Source organism: Kocuria sp. (genome assembly GCF_030530945.1).
Taxonomy (GTDB): domain Bacteria; phylum Actinomycetota; class Actinomycetes; order Actinomycetales; family Micrococcaceae; genus Kocuria.
The window spans coordinates 192132-209450 of sequence record NZ_JAUMTZ010000002.1 but is presented as its reverse complement, the minus strand read 5'-3'; the positions used below and the strand labels follow the sequence as shown (position 1 = coordinate 209450).

Below are 17319 nucleotides of genomic sequence, written 5' to 3'. Positions count from 1 at the left end.
GTCTCACGGGCCGGGCCGTTCCCGGGACGCACTAAAGTTGCCCGTTATGCACGCCGAGCACGAACACCCCACCGGCCCCAACCCCAACTCGCCCATCGGCGTGTTCGACTCCGGTGTGGGCGGGCTCACGGTGGCGCGCTCGGTCATCGACCAGCTGCCCCACGAGGAGATCCTCTACGTGGGTGACACCGCCCACGGCCCCTACGGCCCCCTGCCCATTGCCGAGGTGCGCTCCAACGCACTGCGCATCATGGACGAGCTCGTGGACTCCGGGGTGAAACTGCTGGTGATCGCCTGCAACACCGCCTCCGCGGCGGTCCTGCGGGACGCCCGGGAACGGTACACGCGCGGCTACGGCATCCCCGTGACGGAGGTCATCCAGCCGGCGGTGCGCCGCGCCGTGGCCACCACCCGCACGGGCCGCGTGGGCGTGATCGGTACGGAGGCCACGATCGGCTCGCGCGCCTACGAGGACACATTCGCCGCCGCGCCGCAGCTGCAGATCACCTCCGTGGCCTGCCCGGAGTTCGTGGAGTACGTGGAGCGCGGGGTGACCACCGGCCCCGAGCTGCTGCGCACCGCCCAGGACTACCTCCAGCCGCTGAAGGACGCGCAGGTGGACACCCTGGTGCTGGGGTGCACCCACTACCCCCTGCTCACCGCGGTGATCTCCTACGTCATGGGGGAGAGCGTGAACCTGGTCTCCTCCGCGGAGGAGACCGCGCGGGACGTCTACCGCTGCCTCATGGACCAGGGCCTGGAGCGGGACCCGGGGCTGGCGCCGCGCCACGAGTTCCTGGCCACGGGGGACCCCGTGAGCTTCGAGGGGCTCGCCCAGCGCTTCCTGGGCCCCGAAGTGGTCCGGGTGCGACACACGGCATCGGTGGCGGAGCAGTACCCCACCGGCTCCCTCGCCACGATCCATCCCGCTCAGCGCTGAGCCGGACGCAGAAAGGCCTCACCCCATGATCCTCACCGTGGTCGGCAACGCCGGGAGCCTCCCGGGTCCGGACTCGCCCGCGTCCTGCTATTTGGTGACCGGGGAGGACGCGGACGGGCGCACGTGGCGCATCGTGCTGGACATGGGCAACGGCGCGCTGGGGGCCCTGCAGCGCCATGTGGACCTCGCGGCGATCGACGCGATCATGCTCTCCCACCTCCACCCCGACCACTGCGTGGACGTGGGCGCCCTGCACGTTGCCGTGAAGTGGGACCCCCGTGGGTGGCGCGGCGGGCGCATCCCGCTCCACGGACCGTCCATGATGCAGAGCTACTTCAACCAGCTGCACCTGCTGCCCCCCGAGCACTCCATGGACACCGAGTTCGACTTCCACGTGTGGCAGCCGGGGCGGCCCGTGCGGGTGGGGCCGTTCACGGTGACCCCCCACCCCGTGAACCACCCGTGCCCCGAGCCCTACGCGCTGCGGGTCGAGTACCGCGGGCCGGAGGGCACGGAGGTGCTCACCTTCTCCGGTGACACGGACTCGTGCGAGGGACTCGTGGCCGCCGCGCGCGACGCGGACGTCTTCCTGTGCGAGGCCGCCTATGAGGAGGGTCGTGAGGACCACCTGCGCGGGATCCACCTGACCGGCAGGCGCGCGGGGGAGGCCGCCACCGCGGCGGGGGCCCGCCGGCTGCTGCTCACGCACCTGCCCGTGTGGAACGATCCGCGCAAGGCCGAGGCGGACGCCGCCGGAGCCTACGACGGTCCACTGTGCGTGGCCCGGGCGGGTGCCTCGTACGACGTCGCCGGCACCGGTGTGCACGCGGTCGACGCGTTGGCGCGCCCCGGGAGCGAGGGCTAGGCTGATCCGCATGACTTCGCCTACCGGTCCGGCACGTTCATCGGCGCACACCGCGGGGGAGGCCACCTCCACTGGAGGGGTCACCCGGGCGGACGGGCGGGGGGTCGGCGAGCTGCGGCCCATCACCATCACGCGGGGCTGGTCCGAGCAGGCGGAGGGCTCCGCGCTGATCGAGTTCGGCGGCACCCGCGTGCTGTGCACCGCCTCGCTGACCGAGGGCGTTCCCCGCTGGCTCAAGGGGGAGGGGCGCGGCTGGGTCACCGCCGAGTACGCCATGCTTCCCCGCGCTACCTCCACCCGCTCCGCGCGCGAGTCCGTGAAGGGGAAGATCGGCGGGCGCACCCACGAGATCTCCCGGCTCATCGGCCGCTCGCTGCGCTCCGTGATCGACCTCAAGGCCCTGGGCGAGAACACCGTGGTGCTGGACTGCGACGTCCTGCAGGCAGACGGCGGCACCCGCACCGCCTCCATCACCGGCGCCTACGTGGCCCTGGCCGAGGCCGTCACCTGGGCCCACGAGAACGGGGTGCTCAAGCCCCGCGTGAACCCCCTCACCGACTCGGTGTCCGCGGTGTCCGTGGGCATCATCGACGGCGTGCCCATGCTGGACCTGCCCTACGTGGAGGACGTCCGCGCGGAGACCGACATGAACGTGGTCGTCACCGGCTCCGGCGACTTCGTGGAGGTCCAGGGCACGGCGGAGGGCGCCCCCTTCCGGCGGGACGAGCTGGACTCCCTGCTGGACCTCGCGGTCGCTGGCTGCGAGCAGCTTGCCCAGATCCAGCGCCGCACCCTGGAGTCCACCCGTGGCCGGTGACACCCCCGGGGCCCGCCTCGTGCTGGCCACCCACAACCAGGGCAAGGTCCGCGAGCTGCGGGCCATGCTCGCGGACGCGGGCTTCTCCGATCCCGGAACCGTGGTTGACGCCGGCGCGGTGGGGCTGGGCGACGTCGTCGAGACCGGCACCACCTTCCAGGAGAACGCGCTGCTGAAGGCACGCGCGGCCGCCGCGGAGTCCGGTCTCATCGCGCTCGCGGACGACTCCGGCCTGGCCGTGGACGTCATGGGCGGGGCCCCGGGGATCTTCTCGGCGCGCTGGTCCGGCACCCACGGCGACGACGCCGCCAACCTGCGTCTGCTCCTCTCCCAGCTCTCGGACATCGCTCCGGAGCACCGCGGTGCTCGGTTCGTGTGCGCCGCCGCGGTCGTGGATCCTCGCGGCGCGGAGCACGTGGTGGTGGGCGAACTGCCGGGACGCATCCTGGACGAACCCGTGGGGGAGAACGGCTTCGGCTACGACCCCGTGTTCGCGCCGGACGGGGAGGACGGTCTCAGCTGCGCTCAGCTGAGCCCCGAGCACAAGAACCGGATCAGCCACCGCGCCCGCGCCATGGCCGCCGTGCTGCCCCGGGTGCTGGAGCTGCTCGGCCCGAACCCGGTTCCCGGTGCGGGAGAACGCACCGGGGCCGTGCCCCACGAACCGGGGTCCGAGGGCTGAACCGTGACCTTCGCCTGCGGACACCTCCCCTTTGCCCGGGCCGTGGAAGCGGTGCTGGCCGAGGCGGGCGTGCACGTGGACCGCTCCGACTGGGAGCTGCACGCGGGGGGCTCCGCCCACATCGTGGTTAACGCGGGGCACATGATGAGCGTGCGCATCGCCAAGAACCCCACCTCGGGGGAGAACGTGCGGCGGCGCACCCGCGCTCTCACCCTGCTCCCTGAGTTCGACTTCGCACTGCCCCGGCCACTGACCCCCGTGGTGCAGGACGGGCGCTACACCGCCGTGGGCATGACCTGGATCCCGGGCGCGGCCCGCACCCCGGGTGCGGCCGACCCCCGCGAGCTGCGCCGGGTCCTCGCCCAGCTCCGGGGGGCGGACGCGAGCGGCGCGGAACGGTGGCTGGACCGGCCAGGGCAGCACTGGGGTGGCCACCGGCGCCGCCACGTCCTGCTGGAGCAGGTGCTCCCGCGGCTGCTGCCGCGCAACCGGGAGCGGGCCATGCGCGCCATCGAGGACCTCGTGGCGCTGGACACGGCCGCGCCCCGACTGGTCCACGGGGACCTGATGGGCTCCAACATGCTGTGGCAGGGGGAGCACCTGGTGGGGGTGATCGACTGGGACCACGCCTGCCTGAGCGATCCCGCCTACGACGTGGCGTCCCTGGGGCTGTGGTTCGGCTGGTCCAGCGTCCGGGACGCCACGGACGAGGAGACCCTGGAACGGGCGCGGCTGCACGCCCGCATCTTCCCCCTGCAGGCCGTGGCGTACGCCCTGCACCACGAGCTCGACACCGCCCAGGTGCGCCAGGCGGTCGAGAAGGCCGACGCCTGGTACGAGAAGCGCTCAGTGGCGGCCGTCTGACACCCCCGGAGCATGTCGGAGCGGGTGTCTAGTGTGGGCACGTGCCCGTCAGCTTCACAGCCATCGACTTCGAAACCGCCAACCGCAGCCTCGCCTCCGCGTGCGCACTGGGGGTGGTGCGGGTCAGGGACGGGGAGATTGCGGACACCCGGTACACGTTGATCCGGCCCCCGCGGGGGCACGACACCTTCGAACCGGGCAACATCCGCGTCCACGGCATCCACCCCGCGGACGTCAGCTCCGCACCCACCTTCGACCGGGTCTGGTCGTGGCTGTGCGACAGCATCGCCGCCGACGACCCCGACGCCACGCTCGTGGCCCACAACGCCGTCTTCGACACCGGGGTCATCCGCGCCGCGAACGACGCGTGCGGGGGCACCCCCCGGGCGTGGGACTACGCCTGCACACTCCGGCTCGCGCGTGCCGCCTACACCCTGCGCTCCTACGCTCTTCCCTCCGCCTCCCGTGCGGCAGGCGCGGAAGTGGTGGAGCACCACAACGCCCTGAGCGACTCCCTGGCCTGCGCGGGCATCGTCCTGGACCTCGCCCGTCGCAGCGGGGCACAGACCATGCCCGAGCTCGGCGCGCACTACGGTGTGAGGATCCAGCGCGCGGAGCTGTGAGGCGCGGGGTGCCCGTGCCGCCCGCTCAGGAGCGCCACAACCCGTTCCACTCCTCGGCGAGCGCGAGCAGCTCTTGACGCACCTCGTCATCCTCCGCGGTCTGCTCTGCGCCCGCCGGGTTCTGTCCCGCACCCTCCGCATGGTCATCGGGGGCGGGCCGTGCCGACGCCGCCGCTCCCAGGCCCCAGCGTGCGGCGGCCACGGTCACGGCGAGCGTGCGCGCGGCGCGCAGGACCACGGAGTCACCGGGCAGGCGCTCGCAGGCCCGCCGGGCGACGTCGTCCCCGGTGCCCGTCTCCTGAGGCGCGTTCGACTCCGCCGCCGTGAGCAGCGCCGCGAGTCCCAGAGCCAGCGCGTACGACGCCGCGGCCTCGGCTTCTTGAGGCGCGGTCCCCGTATACGCACCCTCCAGGAGTTCGGCGCGAGCTGCTGGGTCGCAGCAGCGCTCCAGGAGCTCCCGGGTGAGGGGGGCGGGCCGGGTGACCAGGGCCGACACGCGGACGGACTCGAACACCACGTGGCCCAGGGGCACCTGCCGCCCCGGCCTGCTCGCGTGCGCTGCCTCGACTGCGGCGTGGACCGCGAGAGCGGCAGTCACCGCGGCGGTCTGAGCCTCCGGGCTGCCGTGGGTGATGGCGGCCGAGTCCACGGCCAGGGCAACGAGCGGTTTCCAGCCAACGGTGGGCAGCAGTCCGTAGACGGCGGTGCGGGCCAGGACCTCCGGGCTCTGCGCGCGGGGGAGCACGGGCCGGGCCACCTCGCCGAGGGCGCCGGTGGCAAGGGCTGTGAAACTGTCCCCCCGGTGCTCGCCCGGCCGTGCGAGCGCGGGGTGGTGGCGCTCGAAGTCGTCGGCCGGCGGGTGCGGTGCGTCCTCCGGGAGCTGGGCACCGTTCGCCTCGGCCCAGCGCAGGTAGGCCAGCCAGGCGCATGCGGTGGGGTCCGCGGCCTGCCCGTCATTTGCCCAGCGGGCCACCTCGTTCAGAGCGCCCGCCGTGCGGGCGGCCAGCTGGGTTGCCTCGTCCGTGCGCCCACCGGCGGCGGTCCACGGGGCGATCAAAACGCTGCGGGCCAGGTGCGAATAGCGCTCGTCGGCCGCGTCCAGACCGCGGTCCGGGTGCAGCAGTTCGGGGGTCTCCTCGGCTGTCATGGGTCCAGTCTAGGAAGCCGACCGGCGCACTCGGGCACTGTTCCCCGGCGGAGAAGAGGTGCCCAGCTCTGGGGCGGCTGCCTGTGGACGCGACGGTGCCTGTGATCGAGCCGGTGCGGAGGTGCCTGACCTGGGCGACCGGGCGGTGCAGGGTAAGCGGGGAACGGCGGGGAGCGACCGCGTGTCGCCAGTACCGCGCGGGTGGGCTCAAGAGGCGCTTTGGCCGTGGGGGAAGCCCTGCACGGCACACCTCAGCGGGAGCCGCCCGGGCAGCCGATGCCGGACGGGTTCACACGGCAGTCGTCGGCGACGTTGTGCACGGTGGCGCGCCACACACTGAGTGTCACGGCGGGTGACACCACCTGGTTGTACCCGATGACGGGCTGCCACCCGGTGCCGGCGATGTTGTACTCCCCGTAGAACGACGTGGTCAGACCCACCGAATAGTCACCCGTGGCGGTGTACACGTGCGAGGTGTCGGTGGGAACGTCCCACGCGCCCTCCTCGAGGGGTGCGCCGGACAGAGGGGTGGGGCCCAGGGTGGCGCCGTCGCCGTAGTTCCAGGTGTACTGCACGGGGTACGCCCGCACCGAGACGGGGTAGCCGCCCAGGGTCGTCTCGAAGGTCTGCGGCTGGGCCACGGCGAAGACGTTCGTGTTCATGTTCTTCAGGGTGTCCGGGGCCGGCTGCACGTGGTTCTCGGCCGGTGCGACCGCCAGGCGCTCGAAGTCCTGCACCGTGAACACCGGCAACGGCACGTAGCCGTCGTCGTCGGCCCCGGCCGCCTGGGCATCCGCGACGCACATCTGCGTGCCCCGCGCGGACCGCGAGCCCTCCCCGGCGCCGCCGACCACGATGTCCATGTTCACCCCGGCGGTTCCCGACTCGTCCGTGCACTCCTGGCTGGAACGGCAGCGCGTGAGCGCCGCCCCCTTGTCACCCGAGCACGGATCTTGAAGGCCGTAGACCGTGTCGTTCTTGGCGGTCTCCATGAGGCGGGCGTTGAAGAAGATCGAGTCGTCGTTCGACATGAGCCGGTCGCGGAGGGCCTTCTGGAAGGCGGGATCGGTGTCGGGGTTCCATGCCGCGCCTGTCGATGCTCCTTCCGCATTTTGGGCGTATCGACCGGTCTGTCGAGACTCTGACTGAGACGCGCGGGGTGGATCTTCTGAAACCTTAATATTAATGAATTTGCCTGCTGCCGATGCGGATGACCCTACGGAGCCTTCGGACTGAGCGGCCCCAAAGCCAGTGGGTGAACCACTATCATCGGCGCGCGCAACGTCTGCGAAAAAAATACTAGAGGAAAAAATTACTAAGGCGGTGATAATCAGATGCGCGAAGCGCTTCATAGCGAACCCCGGGGGGACGCTGTGAGATAAAACCAGGAATTATTCTCGTAATAAAGGTAACTATCAAACCGCCCGTCATAATTAAAACTTTCCTGTCTGTCAGACACCTTTCCATCTTTTATAACGATCATTCCGCGACTATTAATTGCGACAGGTACGTTGTATCCGCCCTCGGGTCTCCTGATAAAAGATTCGTCAAGGAGCTTTTCGGTTTCAAATCCACCGGCAGCCCAATGTCCTTGTTCATATATTCTGTCGAAATAGTCGTACTGTTCGGTGCACTTGGTGCAGTCCGTGGACGTCACCTCTCGAATGAGGGACGTGTCGCCGGTCTGGATCGAGTACCACTGGGCGTCTGCGCGGTAGTTGAGGAAGGCCTGCGCGCCAGCCTCGGTTTCCTTCTTCGCCTCCGCGGGCATCACCGGTTTGGGAACGTTGCGGGCGGGGTGCTCCAGGGTGGCGGGTTCGTAGTCGTCGGGGACCTTCTGCCCCGTGGCGAGCACGGTGGGTTCCTCGGGTGTCCAGTCCTCAGGCAGCGCAGAACCACTGGCACCCGCGGTGGGCGGGGACGATGAGGTAGCGCCTTCCTCGGAGGTCGATGCGCCCGGCGTCGTGGATGCCGCGGCGGAGGTGCCGTGGGCGGATGCGGGTGGTGCGGCGTCGTCGCCCCCGCAGCCCGTGAGCGCGAGCGCTCCCGTGAGTGCAGCCGTCGCCATGACGGTCTTGATGGCGCGTGAATGTCGTGTCCCCATGTGTCCCCCCGCGGCATGCGCCGACGCGTGATGTCGCCTGTCGTGTGACGAGCATAGGGGCCTGGGTGTGTCCTGGGACACGGGAGAGGGCAACCTGTGGAAATCCAAGAACATGCACCTGCATGACGCCAGGTCAGGGGCCCCACGCGGTGAACTGTGGCTCGAATAATGCGGAGTGTTGCAGTGCATGTCACCCCGCGAGTGGCTCGACCGGTGCCTCCTGGCGTGACCGGGACCGTGCCGTCCGTGCTCCACATGGACGGGCGCGCCTTCTGGGTGTCCGAGATGCTCGTTACATTGACGGCATGCTTCTTCTCCACACCTCCGACTGGCACCTGGGTCGTACTTTCCACGGGGTGGACATCCTGGACGTCCAAGTCCGCGCGATGGCCGAGATCGTGGACTGGGTCCGGGAGCACCGCGTGGATGTGGTTCTCGTGTCGGGGGATGTCTACGACCGCGCCCAGCCCCGCACGGAGGTGGTGGAGCTGCTCAACACCACGCTGGGGCAGATCCGCGCCGCCGGCGCGCAGGTGGTGCTCACCAGCGGCAACCACGACTCACCCGCGCGGCTCGGCTTCGGCGCGCAGATCATGTCCCACGGGGGAGTGCACCTGCTCACCACCCTGAGGAACGCCGCGCAGCCTGTCGTCTTCTCACGCACCCGAGGGTCGGACCCGGTGGTTTCCACCACCGCGCCGCCCACCCACGGGGCGTCCGGCGGCGCGCCTGAAACGGTGGCCGTCTACGGCATCCCGTACCTCGAACCCCGGGCCGTGGCCCAGGAGCTGGACTGCGCGGCCACCCACCAGGAGGTGCTCGGGGCCGTGATGCGGCGCATCGACGCCGACCGGTGCCAGCGGGGCGAGGTGACCTCCGTGGTCATGGCCCACGCGTTCGTCACCGGGGCCCAGGCCACCGAGTCCGAGCGGATCGTGGACGCGGGTGGGCTGGGAACGGTCTCTGCGGACGTCTTCGCCGCGCACGACTACACGGCGCTCGGCCACGTGCACCGCAGGCAGCGCCTCACGGAGACCGTGCGGTACAGCGGATCGCCCGTGGCCTACTCCTTCTCCGAGGCGGGACAGCGCAAGGGTGCCTGGCTCGTGGAACTGGACGGGGAGGGGGTGCAGCAGATCACCCCGCTCGAGCACGGCGTGGGTCTGGACCTGGCCCGGTTGCGCGGTCGTCTGGAGGAGCTGCTGGAGGATCCCGCTCTCGAACCTGCACAGACGGCGTGGTGCCAGGTGGTGCTCACGGATGCGGAGCGTCCCGCGTCCGCCATGGAGCGGGTGCGCTCGCGGTTTCCCCACACCGTGGAGCTGCGCTGGGAGCCGGAGGGCGGCCGTCCCCTGGCGGCCCGGGACTACGCCGCCCGGGTTGCGGAGGTCACGCGCCCCGAGGAGCTGTGCGGCAGGTTCTTCGAGCACGTCCGCGGGCGGTCGCTGTCCACGGAGGAGATGAGCGACGTCGCCGACGCGGTGGCGGCAGTGCAAGAGAGGGGAGCGGGAGCGTGAAGCTGCACCACATGGAGATCACGGCGTTCGGGCCGTTCCCGGGGCACGAGGTCATCGACTTCGACGCACTCAACGATGCCGGGGTGTTCCTGCTGAACGGCGAGACCGGTTCCGGCAAGACCAGCGTGCTGGACGCCATCTGCTTCGCCCTCTACGGGACGGGGCCCACCACTGCGGCCAAGGGCGGACGCAAGGCCGGTCACAGCGACCACGCCGATCCCCACACCGGACCTCGGGTGGACCTGGAGTTCTCAGCAGGGGACAGGCGGTGGCACGTGAGCCGCACCCCGGCGTGGCGTGAACCGTCCCGCCGCGCGGCCTCCGGGTGGAGCGAGCGCCACGCCACGGTTCTGCTGCGCGAGCTCGTGGCCGGCGAGTGGGTGGAGCGCGGCTACAGACCGGATGACGTGGGACAGATGGTCCACCACGCCGTGGGCCTGGACCGCGAGCAGTTCACACAGGTCATGATGCTGCCCCAGGGACAGTTCGCCCGCTTCCTCCAGGCAGGCTCCAAGGAGCGGGAGGCGCTGCTGGAGACCCTGTTCGGCACGGACGTCTACGCCGAGATCCAGGACGAGCTGAAGGCTCGGGCCCATGGTGCCCGGATGGAGCTGGCGAGCGCGGCAGAGGAGGCCGCACGTTCCGACGAGTTGCTGGCCCGGTTCCAGGACCGGATCTCGCGCGCCGCAGTCCAGGTGTCCGAGGAGGTCGGCGCGCAGACGTGGGGCGAGAGTGACTCCCCGCCGATGTCGGACACCGGTGCCACCCCTGCCGGGCATACCGAACCTGTGGACGGGACGCAGACCGAGCCCGAACACACCTCGGCCGGCGCGGCATCCGAGGTCCCCGGGCATGTCTCCCCGGCTGCGGACGATCAGGAGCCAGCACCGTGGACCTGGCCCGATCTAGTGGTCGAGTGCCGTGAGCTGATCGAACGGGTGGGCCGGGCGCGTGATGGTGCGGCCACCGCGTACGCGAAGGCAGGCGAACGGTGGGCCCGGCAGGAGAACCTCCGGGGCCTGCTCGAGCGCCACGAAGAACTCACACGGTCCCGGGCCGAACTGGCGCGGGAGGCCGAGCGCGCTCGGACGGGGGAGGAGCGCCTCCGGAGGCACACGGCCGCGGTGGAGCTGCGGGACGTCGTCGCCCGCGCCCAGGACTCGGACCGGCAGGCGGCCTCGGCGCGGGAGCACCTCACCGGGCTGCGCGGACGGCTGGCACCCGGCACGGAGCCGGGACGCCTCGGACGGCAGGTGATGGGGGAGCGGCAGGCCCTTCTGGACGCCCTGGACGGGACGGCGGAGCTGCCAGCCGGTCTGCGGGATGCCGCGGTGGCGGCACGGGAGACCGCGCGTTCCGTCCTGGTGCGCGCTCGGGCGGTGGCCCAGGAGGAGACCGAGGCGCAGCGCGAACGGGAACAGGCCCAGTCCCTTGAGGAGCAGGCGGAGCGGACCCGTTCCGAGCTGGAGGCCGCGCGGACGGAAGCGGCCGAGGCCGAAAGGACGCAGCGCGACCTTGTGGACGCCACCCGCGACGAGGCCCTGATCCGTGATCGGGCGCGCGCGGCCCGCGAGGCTGTCCAGGTGAGTCGGGAGCATCAGCGGGCGCGGGCGGAGGAGTCCGAGCGCAGCCGCGCCTACGAGGACGCGGAAGCCGTCCGGCGGGCTGCGGCACGGACTGTGGAGGAGCTGGAGGCCCAGCGCTTCACGGACGCCGCCGTGACCCTCGCGGGGGAGCTGGCCGACGGGCAGCCCTGCCCGGTCTGCGGTTCCACCGACCACCCGCAGCCGGCTTCCGGGCGGCACGGACCCGAGGTCACCGCCACGGTGCTGCAGAGCGCTCGCGAGGAGCGGGACCGCGCCCAGGATGCCGTGGATGCCGCCCACGAGGCCCTCCGGCGTGCCCAGCGGGCCAGCACCGACACCCTGGGACGCGGGGCGGAACCCGATCTGGACGTTGTGCTGGGTCGGGAACGCAGCGCGCGTCAGGCGGAAGAGCACCTGGACGAGGCCCTCAAGGACCTCCGCTCGCAAGAGGAAGAACTCACCACGGTACGGGAGCGTGTCAGCGCACTGGAGGCTCAGGCCACCCGCGTGGCCTCGGACGCGGTGGCGGCACGGACCCGCGCGGAAACCTCCAGCCAGCGCTGCGTCCGCGAACGGGAGGACCTCGACCGGCAGCTGCGGGGCTTCGCGAATGCAGCTGACTTCATGGCCGCCGCCGAGGACCTCGCGAGCGCCGTCTCCGCACTGGACAGCGCCCAGCACGCCCTGGACGCGGCGGCGCAGGAGGCCCGCTCCGCCCAGACCGCCGTGGACAGGGCGCTCGCCGCCTCCCCCTTCGACACTGCGGACGCCGTGGGCGAGGCGTTGCTGGATGCAGACGAGGCTGCCGATCTCGGGGCGTGGCTGCGCGAGCGTGAGGAACGGTGGAGTGCACTGGAAGCCGAACTCGCGACACGGGACATGCAGCGCGCTGCGGATCTTGGCCCTGCCGAGCGCGCCGACCTCACGGCGGAGGCACTGGAGCGCACGGCGTCGGAGACCGCGGCCCACGAGCGGCTGCGAGACCGGCTCACCCAGCAGCTCGGAGGACTCAGTGAACTCGCGACGGAGGTCGAGTCCGCCGCCGAGCAGGTGCCGGCCCAGGAGGCCGCGCACGAGCGGGTCCGGGAACGGGCGGAGCGACTGAGCAGGCTCGCGGATGTGGCAACCGCCACCTCCTCGGAGAACGCCCTGCGCATGACCCTCACGTCCTTCGTCCTCGCCGCCAAGCTGGAACAGGTGGCCGCCGTGGCCTCCGAGCACCTCTCCCGGATGTCCTCCGGCCGCTTCACGCTGGTCCACACGGACCAGACCCGTGGTGGGGGCAAGTCCGGTCTCGGACTGGAGATCGACGACTCCTGGACGGGCGTCCGCCGGGGGACCGAGACCCTCTCCGGCGGCGAGTCCTTCTTCACCTCCCTGGCGCTCGCGCTGGCGCTCGCGGACGTGGTGCGGGCCGAGGCAGGCGGGCAGGACATCGACACCCTGTTCGTGGACGAGGGGTTCGGATCACTGGATGAGCAGACCCTGGAACAGGTGCTCGAGACGCTGGACGGGCTGCGCCGCAACGGTCGCGTGATCGGGGTCGTCTCGCACGTGAGCGAGATGAAGCAGCGCATCGGCACCCAGCTTGTGGTCACCAAGACCCCCACGGGTTCGCACCTGAGCGTCACAACCGGCTCGTGACTCCCGCGTAGGCTCGTCCCGTGACGACAGCGACCCACGGAACTGCACAGGACACCGCCAGGGGTGTCTTGACACCCCGGGAGCACTGGTCCCGCAGCGACCGCCAGCTCGCGCTCATCACGCTCCTGCTGCGCCTGCCCCAGATCATGACCCCGCTGGGTGTTCTCACGTGGGTGGCGGTCTCCACCTCATCCGCGTGGACGGCGGCGCTGAGCGGTGCCTCCCTGTGCTTCGGGATGGCCGTGTGCGGCGCGGGCATGGCCTTGTTCTCCAACGTCCGGTGGCGGCTGGGGGGGCTCGCGGGAACCTGCCTGATTCAGGGCGTTGTCATGTGGCAGCTGTCCGGGGCGGACGTCGGTGACCTGGCGGCCACCGGAGACACCGTGTCCGCCGTGGTTCCGTTCTTCGTGGCCGGTCTCTCCCTGGCACCCATGGGCCTGGCCGCCCGCCTGCGCTGGGCCTCAGTGGTCCACGGCGAGCACCGGCCCGGGGACTTCGGCTCCGCGATGCGCCGGGAATCGGTGAATGAGGCACTGGCCACCGTCCTGGCAGCGGCACTCACCGGGCTGCTGGCCGTCCTCACGGGACCTGACTCGGTGCTGCGTGTCTCCGCGGCACTCTCGCTGGTCACCATGGCGTTGTTCGTCGCCCATCCCTCGGCCCGTCACCCGCAGGCGAACATGCCCGCCACGCGCTGGTGGCGCAGGCAGGGGATCACGCACTCCGAGCAGCTGGCCGCGCTGCGCCTGCGCCACGAGCTGGTGTACGGCATTGCCGCACTGAACGCGCTGCTGGGCGCGGCGCAGGGATGCCTCACGGTCAACTCCGTGTCCCTGGAGTCGGTGGAGTCCATGGGCGTGATGTACGCCCTGCTGGGTTTCGGGGCCGCGGTGGGTTCCAGTCTGGCGGTGCGGTTCCGGCACCGCATCACCGCCGCCAACATGTGGGTCCTCATGGCCACCGGTGCGCTGCTGACCTCCATGCTGTTCTCCGGGCCCTCGGGAGCCCTCGGGTTCGCGGCGGTTCTCATGGCCGTGGGCTTCTTCTCCGGCCCCTGCCTGACCTGCATCCACAGCTCCGCCGGCCTGGTGGACGTGGCCCACGGCTACATCGGGATCGTTGCGCTCATGAACGTGGCGTCGAGCGCCGCCATGGGTGTGGGTCTGCTCGCGTGCGCCTACCTGGGGATGCACTACGACTACATGTCGGCGGCCATGATCCCGGTGGTCGCGGCCATGGTGCTGCTGGGTACGGCCCTGCTGTTCAGCCACGGGCTGCGCCGCAGGAGCGGGTACGAACCCGGGATCTGAGTTCCCGGGGCGGGGTGCTGCCCCGGGCCACGCTGCCGCCCGGGACCATCCCGCCGCCCCGGAGCCCCCTGCCGCCCCGGCGCACGCCGCCGCCGGGTTCCCGCTCTGAGGGGGGGCCCGGGGGGCGTCGTGCGCGTCCGCGGACGGGTGGAGCCTCAGGAGCCCCGGGCGATCCACTCCGGCAGGTGGGGCTTCTCCCGGCCCACGGTGGTTGACTCGCCGTGACCGGGCAGCACCAGCGTGTCCTCCGGCAGGCTCAGCAGCCGCTGCTCGATGGACTCGATGATGGTGGGGAAGTCCGAGTAGGAGCGGCCCGTGGCGCCCGGCCCACCCTGGAACAGCGTGTCACCGGTGAACACCACCCCGTGCTCGCCGAGATCCGGGGCGTGGAACACCACGGAGCCGGGGGAGTGCCCGGGGGTGGCCAGGACGGTGAACGCGACCGTGCCCGCCACGATGCGCTGGCCGTCGTGCAGCGGCTGCGGCTCGGGTCCCTCCGGATGCACGGCGTGCCACAGCATGAGGTCTTCGTGGCTCATCATCACGGGGGCGTCCGTGCCGGCACGCTCCACGAACTCCCGCACCGCCTTGATGTGGTCGTCGTGCCCGTGGGTGAGCAGCACGTGCGTCACGGTGCGCCCGGCCACCGCGGCGAGCACCGCGTCGGGGTCGTGGGCGGGGTCGACGACCGCGCACTCGGTCGCGTTGCCCACGACCCACACGTTGTTCTCCACCTCCCACGTGCCGCCGTCGAGGGAGAAGGTCCCCTCGGTCACGCAGTTGGTGACGGTCACGCCACCGCGGGGGTCCGTGAGCACGGGGCGGGGCTGCGCGCTCACCGGTCCAGCTCCACTACCGAGCGCAGGACCTTGCCGGTCTTCATGGTGTCGAACGCGGCGTCGACGTCCTCCAGCGCGATGCGCTCGGAGACGAAGGCGTCCAGGTCCAGGCGACCCAGCCGGTACTGCTCCACGAGCATGGGGAAGTCGCGGGTGGGCAGGGTGTCCCCGTACCACGCGGACTTGAGGGATCCGCCGTGGGAGAAGACCTCGTCCAGGGGCAGCTCCGCCACGGTGCCGGGGTCGGGCACACCCACCAGCACCATGCGCCCGGCGAGGTCCCGGGCCTGGAACGCCTGCATGAAGGTGTCCGCCACACCCACGGCGTCGATCACGAGGTCCGCGCCGTGGCCGCCGGTGAGTTCGCGGATGCCCGCCACCGGGTCCGCGGAACGGGAGTTGATCACGTGGGTGGCGCCGAGGCGCTGGGCGGTGCGCAGCTTCTCGTCGTCCACGTCCACCGCGATGATGGTGGTGGCCCCCGCCAGGGCGGCGCCGGCCACCGCGGCGGTTCCCACCCCGCCGCAGCCGATGACGGCGACGGAGTCCCCGCGCTGCACGGCGCCGGTGTTGATGGCCGCCCCGATGCCCGCGGTGACGCCGCAGCCGAGCAGACCGACCGCCGCGTACTGCTCGTCCTCGAGCGGGGACTCGATGGGGGTGCACTGGCCCGCGGCCACCAGGGTCTTCTCGGCGAAGGCGCCGATGCCCAGGGCGGGCTCCAGCTCGGTGCCGTCCTCCAGGGTCATCTTCTGGGTGGCGTTGTGGGTGTCGAAGCAGTACCACGGCTGGCCGCGGCGGCACGCTCGGCACTCGCCGCACACGGCACGCCAGTTCAGGATCACGTGGTCGCCCACCGCGACCTCCGTGACGCCCTCGCCCACGGCGCTGACCACACCCGTGGCCTCGTGCCCCAGCAGGTAGGGGAAGTTATCCCCCACGCCGCCCACCTTGTAGTGCAGGTCCGTCTGGCACACCCCGCAGGTGAGCACGTCCACCAGGGCCTCGCCGGGCCCGGGATCCGGGACCAGGATGGTCTCCACGGTTGCGGGTTCGTTCTTGGCCCTGACCACTACGCCCTTGACCTTGTGCATGCGTTGCCTCCGTCGTCGTGCTCGCTTCGGTGTCCTTCCAGTATGCGGGCTGCGACCCCGGGGCGGCGTGCGCTCCGGGGAGGCGTTCGCCCCGCGGTGAAACCCGTCCCCGCCCGCAGACGACGGCAGGGCCCGCGCGGTGTGCACCGCGCGGGCCCTGCCGGATGGGAACGTGGAGTCCCCGGGGTGTCAGCGCTCCTTGGTGTAGTCCACGTGCTCGGTGCGCAGCCGGATCCTGCGACCCTCCGCCTCGAGCTTCTCCTCCTTGCGCTGCAGCTTCTTCACCTGCGTGGTGTCCCGCGGCGGGAGCTGGATGGTCTCCTCCGCCCGGATGCCGCCCTGCAGCTGGCGCCCGCGCTCGAGCTCGGCGTCCACCTCGGCGCCGAACAGGAGCACGTTGTTCATGATCCACAGTCCCAGCAGCAGGATGATGACGGAGCCGATGGCCCCGTAGGTGGCGTTGTACTTGGCGAAGTTGGCCACGTAGAACGCGAAGCCCAGCCCGGCGACGATCATGAACACCAGGGAGATGGCCGCACCGGGGCTCATCCACCGGAACTTGGGCTGCTGCACGTTGGGCGTGGCGTAGAACAGGATGGCGATGAGCAGCACCAGCAGCAGCAGGACCACGGGGATCTTGGCCCAGTTCCACACGGTCACGGCCGTGGATCCCAGCCCCACGGCATCGCCCAGGACCTGTGCGAGATCACCGGAGAGCAGGACCATGATCATCACGGCCGCCACGATCAGGACCACCACGAGGGTCACGAGCAGCATGATGGGCTTGAGCTTCCAGAACGGGCGGCCCTCGGCCACCTCGTAGATCCGGTTCATGGCGCGGGAGAAGGCCCCGGTGTAGCCGGAAGCGGTCCACAGCGCGCCGACGACGCCGACGACCAGGGCGAGTCCGGCACCGGACTGGGTGGTCAGCTGGGAGATGGGATCGGAGAGCAGCTCCACCAGGTCCGCGGGGGCGTACTGGTTGAGGAAGTCCAGGATGGCCTTCGTGGTGGCCTCACCCTGGCCGAAGACACCGAGCAGGGAGACCAGCGCCAGCAGGGCGGGGAAGATCGACAGCACGGCGAAGTACGTGAGGGTGGCCGCGAGGTCGGTGCACCCGTCCTTGGTGAACTCGTACAGCGCCCGCTTGAAGATGTACCCCCATGAGTATCCTTTGAGCTTGCCGGGGGAGTCGGGCTTGGAGTCGTGGTCCGGGCGCGGTGCGGTGTCCTCCCGGGCTTCTGTCGACTCCAGGTACTGATCTGACATGGGGATCCTCTCGAGGGG

15 protein-coding genes are annotated in these 17319 nt (G+C 71.1%); 9 read left to right on the top strand and 6 right to left on the bottom strand.

The genetic code is table 11. The features are described from left to right. The first annotated feature begins 46 nt into the window (after positions 1 to 46). Genes murI through Q4A22_RS03350 form a run of 6 tightly spaced genes read left to right on the top strand, consistent with a single transcriptional unit; the run spans position 47 to position 4791 of the window. Positions 47 to 940, top strand: coding sequence for a glutamate racemase (gene murI / locus Q4A22_RS03375; protein WP_303177224.1), 894 nt, complete (start codon positions 47 to 49; stop codon positions 938 to 940). A 25-nt stretch (positions 941 to 965) separates the two neighbouring features. Further along, the gene (locus tag Q4A22_RS03370) at positions 966 to 1805 is read left to right on the top strand and encodes an MBL fold metallo-hydrolase (protein ID WP_303177222.1); all 840 of its coding nucleotides are present in this window, start codon (positions 966 to 968) and stop codon (positions 1803 to 1805) included. Positions 1806 to 1815: 10 nt separating this feature from the next. Further along, complete coding sequence (gene rph, locus Q4A22_RS03365) at positions 1816 to 2622, top strand: ribonuclease PH (RefSeq protein ID WP_303177220.1); 807 nt, start codon at positions 1816 to 1818, stop codon at positions 2620 to 2622. Continuing rightward, positions 2612 to 3304 carry an RdgB/HAM1 family non-canonical purine NTP pyrophosphatase gene (rdgB, locus tag Q4A22_RS03360; protein WP_303177218.1) on the top strand — a complete coding sequence of 231 codons (693 nt, stop codon included), beginning with the start codon at positions 2612 to 2614 and terminating at the stop codon, positions 3302 to 3304. The genes rph and rdgB overlap by 11 nt, the downstream gene beginning before the upstream one ends. Positions 3305 to 3307: 3 nt before the next feature. Beyond that, on the top strand, positions 3308 to 4168 hold the full coding sequence (locus Q4A22_RS03355) for a phosphotransferase family protein (RefSeq protein WP_303177216.1): 861 nt from the start codon (positions 3308 to 3310) through the stop codon (positions 4166 to 4168). 41 nt (positions 4169 to 4209) lie between these two features. Beyond that, on the top strand, positions 4210 to 4791 hold the full coding sequence (locus tag Q4A22_RS03350; protein ID WP_303177215.1) for a 3'-5' exonuclease: 582 nt from the start codon (positions 4210 to 4212) through the stop codon (positions 4789 to 4791). 25 nt (positions 4792 to 4816) lie between these two features. Here Q4A22_RS03350 and Q4A22_RS03345 read toward each other — a convergent pair whose 3' ends face one another. The 3 genes from Q4A22_RS03345 to Q4A22_RS03335 all read right to left on the bottom strand — a co-directional run bounded on the left by Q4A22_RS03345 (position 4817) and on the right by Q4A22_RS03335 (position 8006). Further along, on the bottom strand, positions 4817 to 5938 hold the full coding sequence (locus Q4A22_RS03345) for an ADP-ribosylglycohydrolase family protein (RefSeq protein ID WP_303177214.1): 1122 nt from the start codon (positions 5936 to 5938) through the stop codon (positions 4817 to 4819). A 251-nt stretch (positions 5939 to 6189) separates the two neighbouring features. Next, a complete protein-coding gene (locus Q4A22_RS03340; protein WP_303177213.1) occupies positions 6190 to 6969 on the bottom strand; it encodes a hypothetical protein in 780 nt (259 codons plus the stop codon). 317 nt (positions 6970 to 7286) lie between these two features. Then, on the bottom strand, positions 7287 to 8006 hold the full coding sequence (locus Q4A22_RS03335; protein ID WP_303177212.1) for a DUF6318 family protein: 720 nt from the start codon (positions 8004 to 8006) through the stop codon (positions 7287 to 7289). Between the two features lie 341 nt (positions 8007 to 8347). Between Q4A22_RS03335 and Q4A22_RS03330 the strand changes: the two genes are divergently transcribed. The 3 genes from Q4A22_RS03330 to Q4A22_RS03320 are packed head-to-tail and all read left to right on the top strand — an operon-like array spanning position 8348 to position 14099. After that, positions 8348 to 9559 carry an exonuclease SbcCD subunit D gene (locus tag Q4A22_RS03330; protein WP_303177210.1) on the top strand — a complete coding sequence of 404 codons (1212 nt, stop codon included), beginning with the start codon at positions 8348 to 8350 and terminating at the stop codon, positions 9557 to 9559. Next, positions 9556 to 12789, top strand: a complete 3234-nt coding sequence (locus Q4A22_RS03325) for an SMC family ATPase (protein ID WP_303177208.1) — start codon at positions 9556 to 9558, stop codon at positions 12787 to 12789. Before Q4A22_RS03330 ends, Q4A22_RS03325 begins: the two co-directional genes overlap by 4 nt. Positions 12790 to 12809: 20 nt before the next feature. Beyond that, positions 12810 to 14099, top strand: a complete 1290-nt coding sequence (locus Q4A22_RS03320; RefSeq protein WP_303177205.1) for a hypothetical protein — start codon at positions 12810 to 12812, stop codon at positions 14097 to 14099. 155 nt (positions 14100 to 14254) lie between these two features. Here Q4A22_RS03320 and Q4A22_RS03315 read toward each other — a convergent pair whose 3' ends face one another. From Q4A22_RS03315 to Q4A22_RS03305, 3 genes are all read right to left on the bottom strand, one after another. Next, entirely contained in the window at positions 14255 to 14938 is a 684-nt protein-coding gene (locus Q4A22_RS03315) for an MBL fold metallo-hydrolase (RefSeq protein WP_303177204.1), read from the bottom strand. Continuing rightward, positions 14935 to 16032: an S-(hydroxymethyl)mycothiol dehydrogenase gene (locus Q4A22_RS03310; protein ID WP_303177201.1), complete on the bottom strand. Its 1098-nt coding sequence runs from the start codon at positions 16030 to 16032 to the stop codon at positions 14935 to 14937. Before Q4A22_RS03310 ends, Q4A22_RS03315 begins: the two co-directional genes overlap by 4 nt. Positions 16033 to 16221: 189 nt before the next feature. Further along, positions 16222 to 17301, bottom strand: a complete 1080-nt coding sequence (locus tag Q4A22_RS03305) for a YihY/virulence factor BrkB family protein (RefSeq protein WP_303177200.1) — start codon at positions 17299 to 17301, stop codon at positions 16222 to 16224. Positions 17302 to 17319: the final 18 nt, after the last annotated feature.

Coding starts and splice junctions, on each gene's coding strand:
- Q4A22_RS03345 (WP_303177214.1), bottom strand. CDS start 5,938: ATGACAGCCGAGGAGACCCCCGAACTGCTGCACCCGGACCGCGGTCTG.
- Q4A22_RS03310 (WP_303177201.1), bottom strand. CDS start 16,032: ATGCACAAGGTCAAGGGCGTAGTGGTCAGGGCCAAGAACGAACCCGCA.
- Q4A22_RS03370 (WP_303177222.1), top strand. CDS start 966: ATGATCCTCACCGTGGTCGGCAACGCCGGGAGCCTCCCGGGTCCGGAC.
- murI (WP_303177224.1), top strand. CDS start 47: ATGCACGCCGAGCACGAACACCCCACCGGCCCCAACCCCAACTCGCCC.
- Q4A22_RS03305 (WP_303177200.1), bottom strand. CDS start 17,301: ATGTCAGATCAGTACCTGGAGTCGACAGAAGCCCGGGAGGACACCGCA.
- rph (WP_303177220.1), top strand. CDS start 1,816: ATGACTTCGCCTACCGGTCCGGCACGTTCATCGGCGCACACCGCGGGG.
- Q4A22_RS03335 (WP_303177212.1), bottom strand. CDS start 8,006: ATGGCGACGGCTGCACTCACGGGAGCGCTCGCGCTCACGGGCTGCGGG.
- Q4A22_RS03330 (WP_303177210.1), top strand. CDS start 8,348: ATGCTTCTTCTCCACACCTCCGACTGGCACCTGGGTCGTACTTTCCAC.
- Q4A22_RS03340 (WP_303177213.1), bottom strand. CDS start 6,969: ATGTCGAACGACGACTCGATCTTCTTCAACGCCCGCCTCATGGAGACC.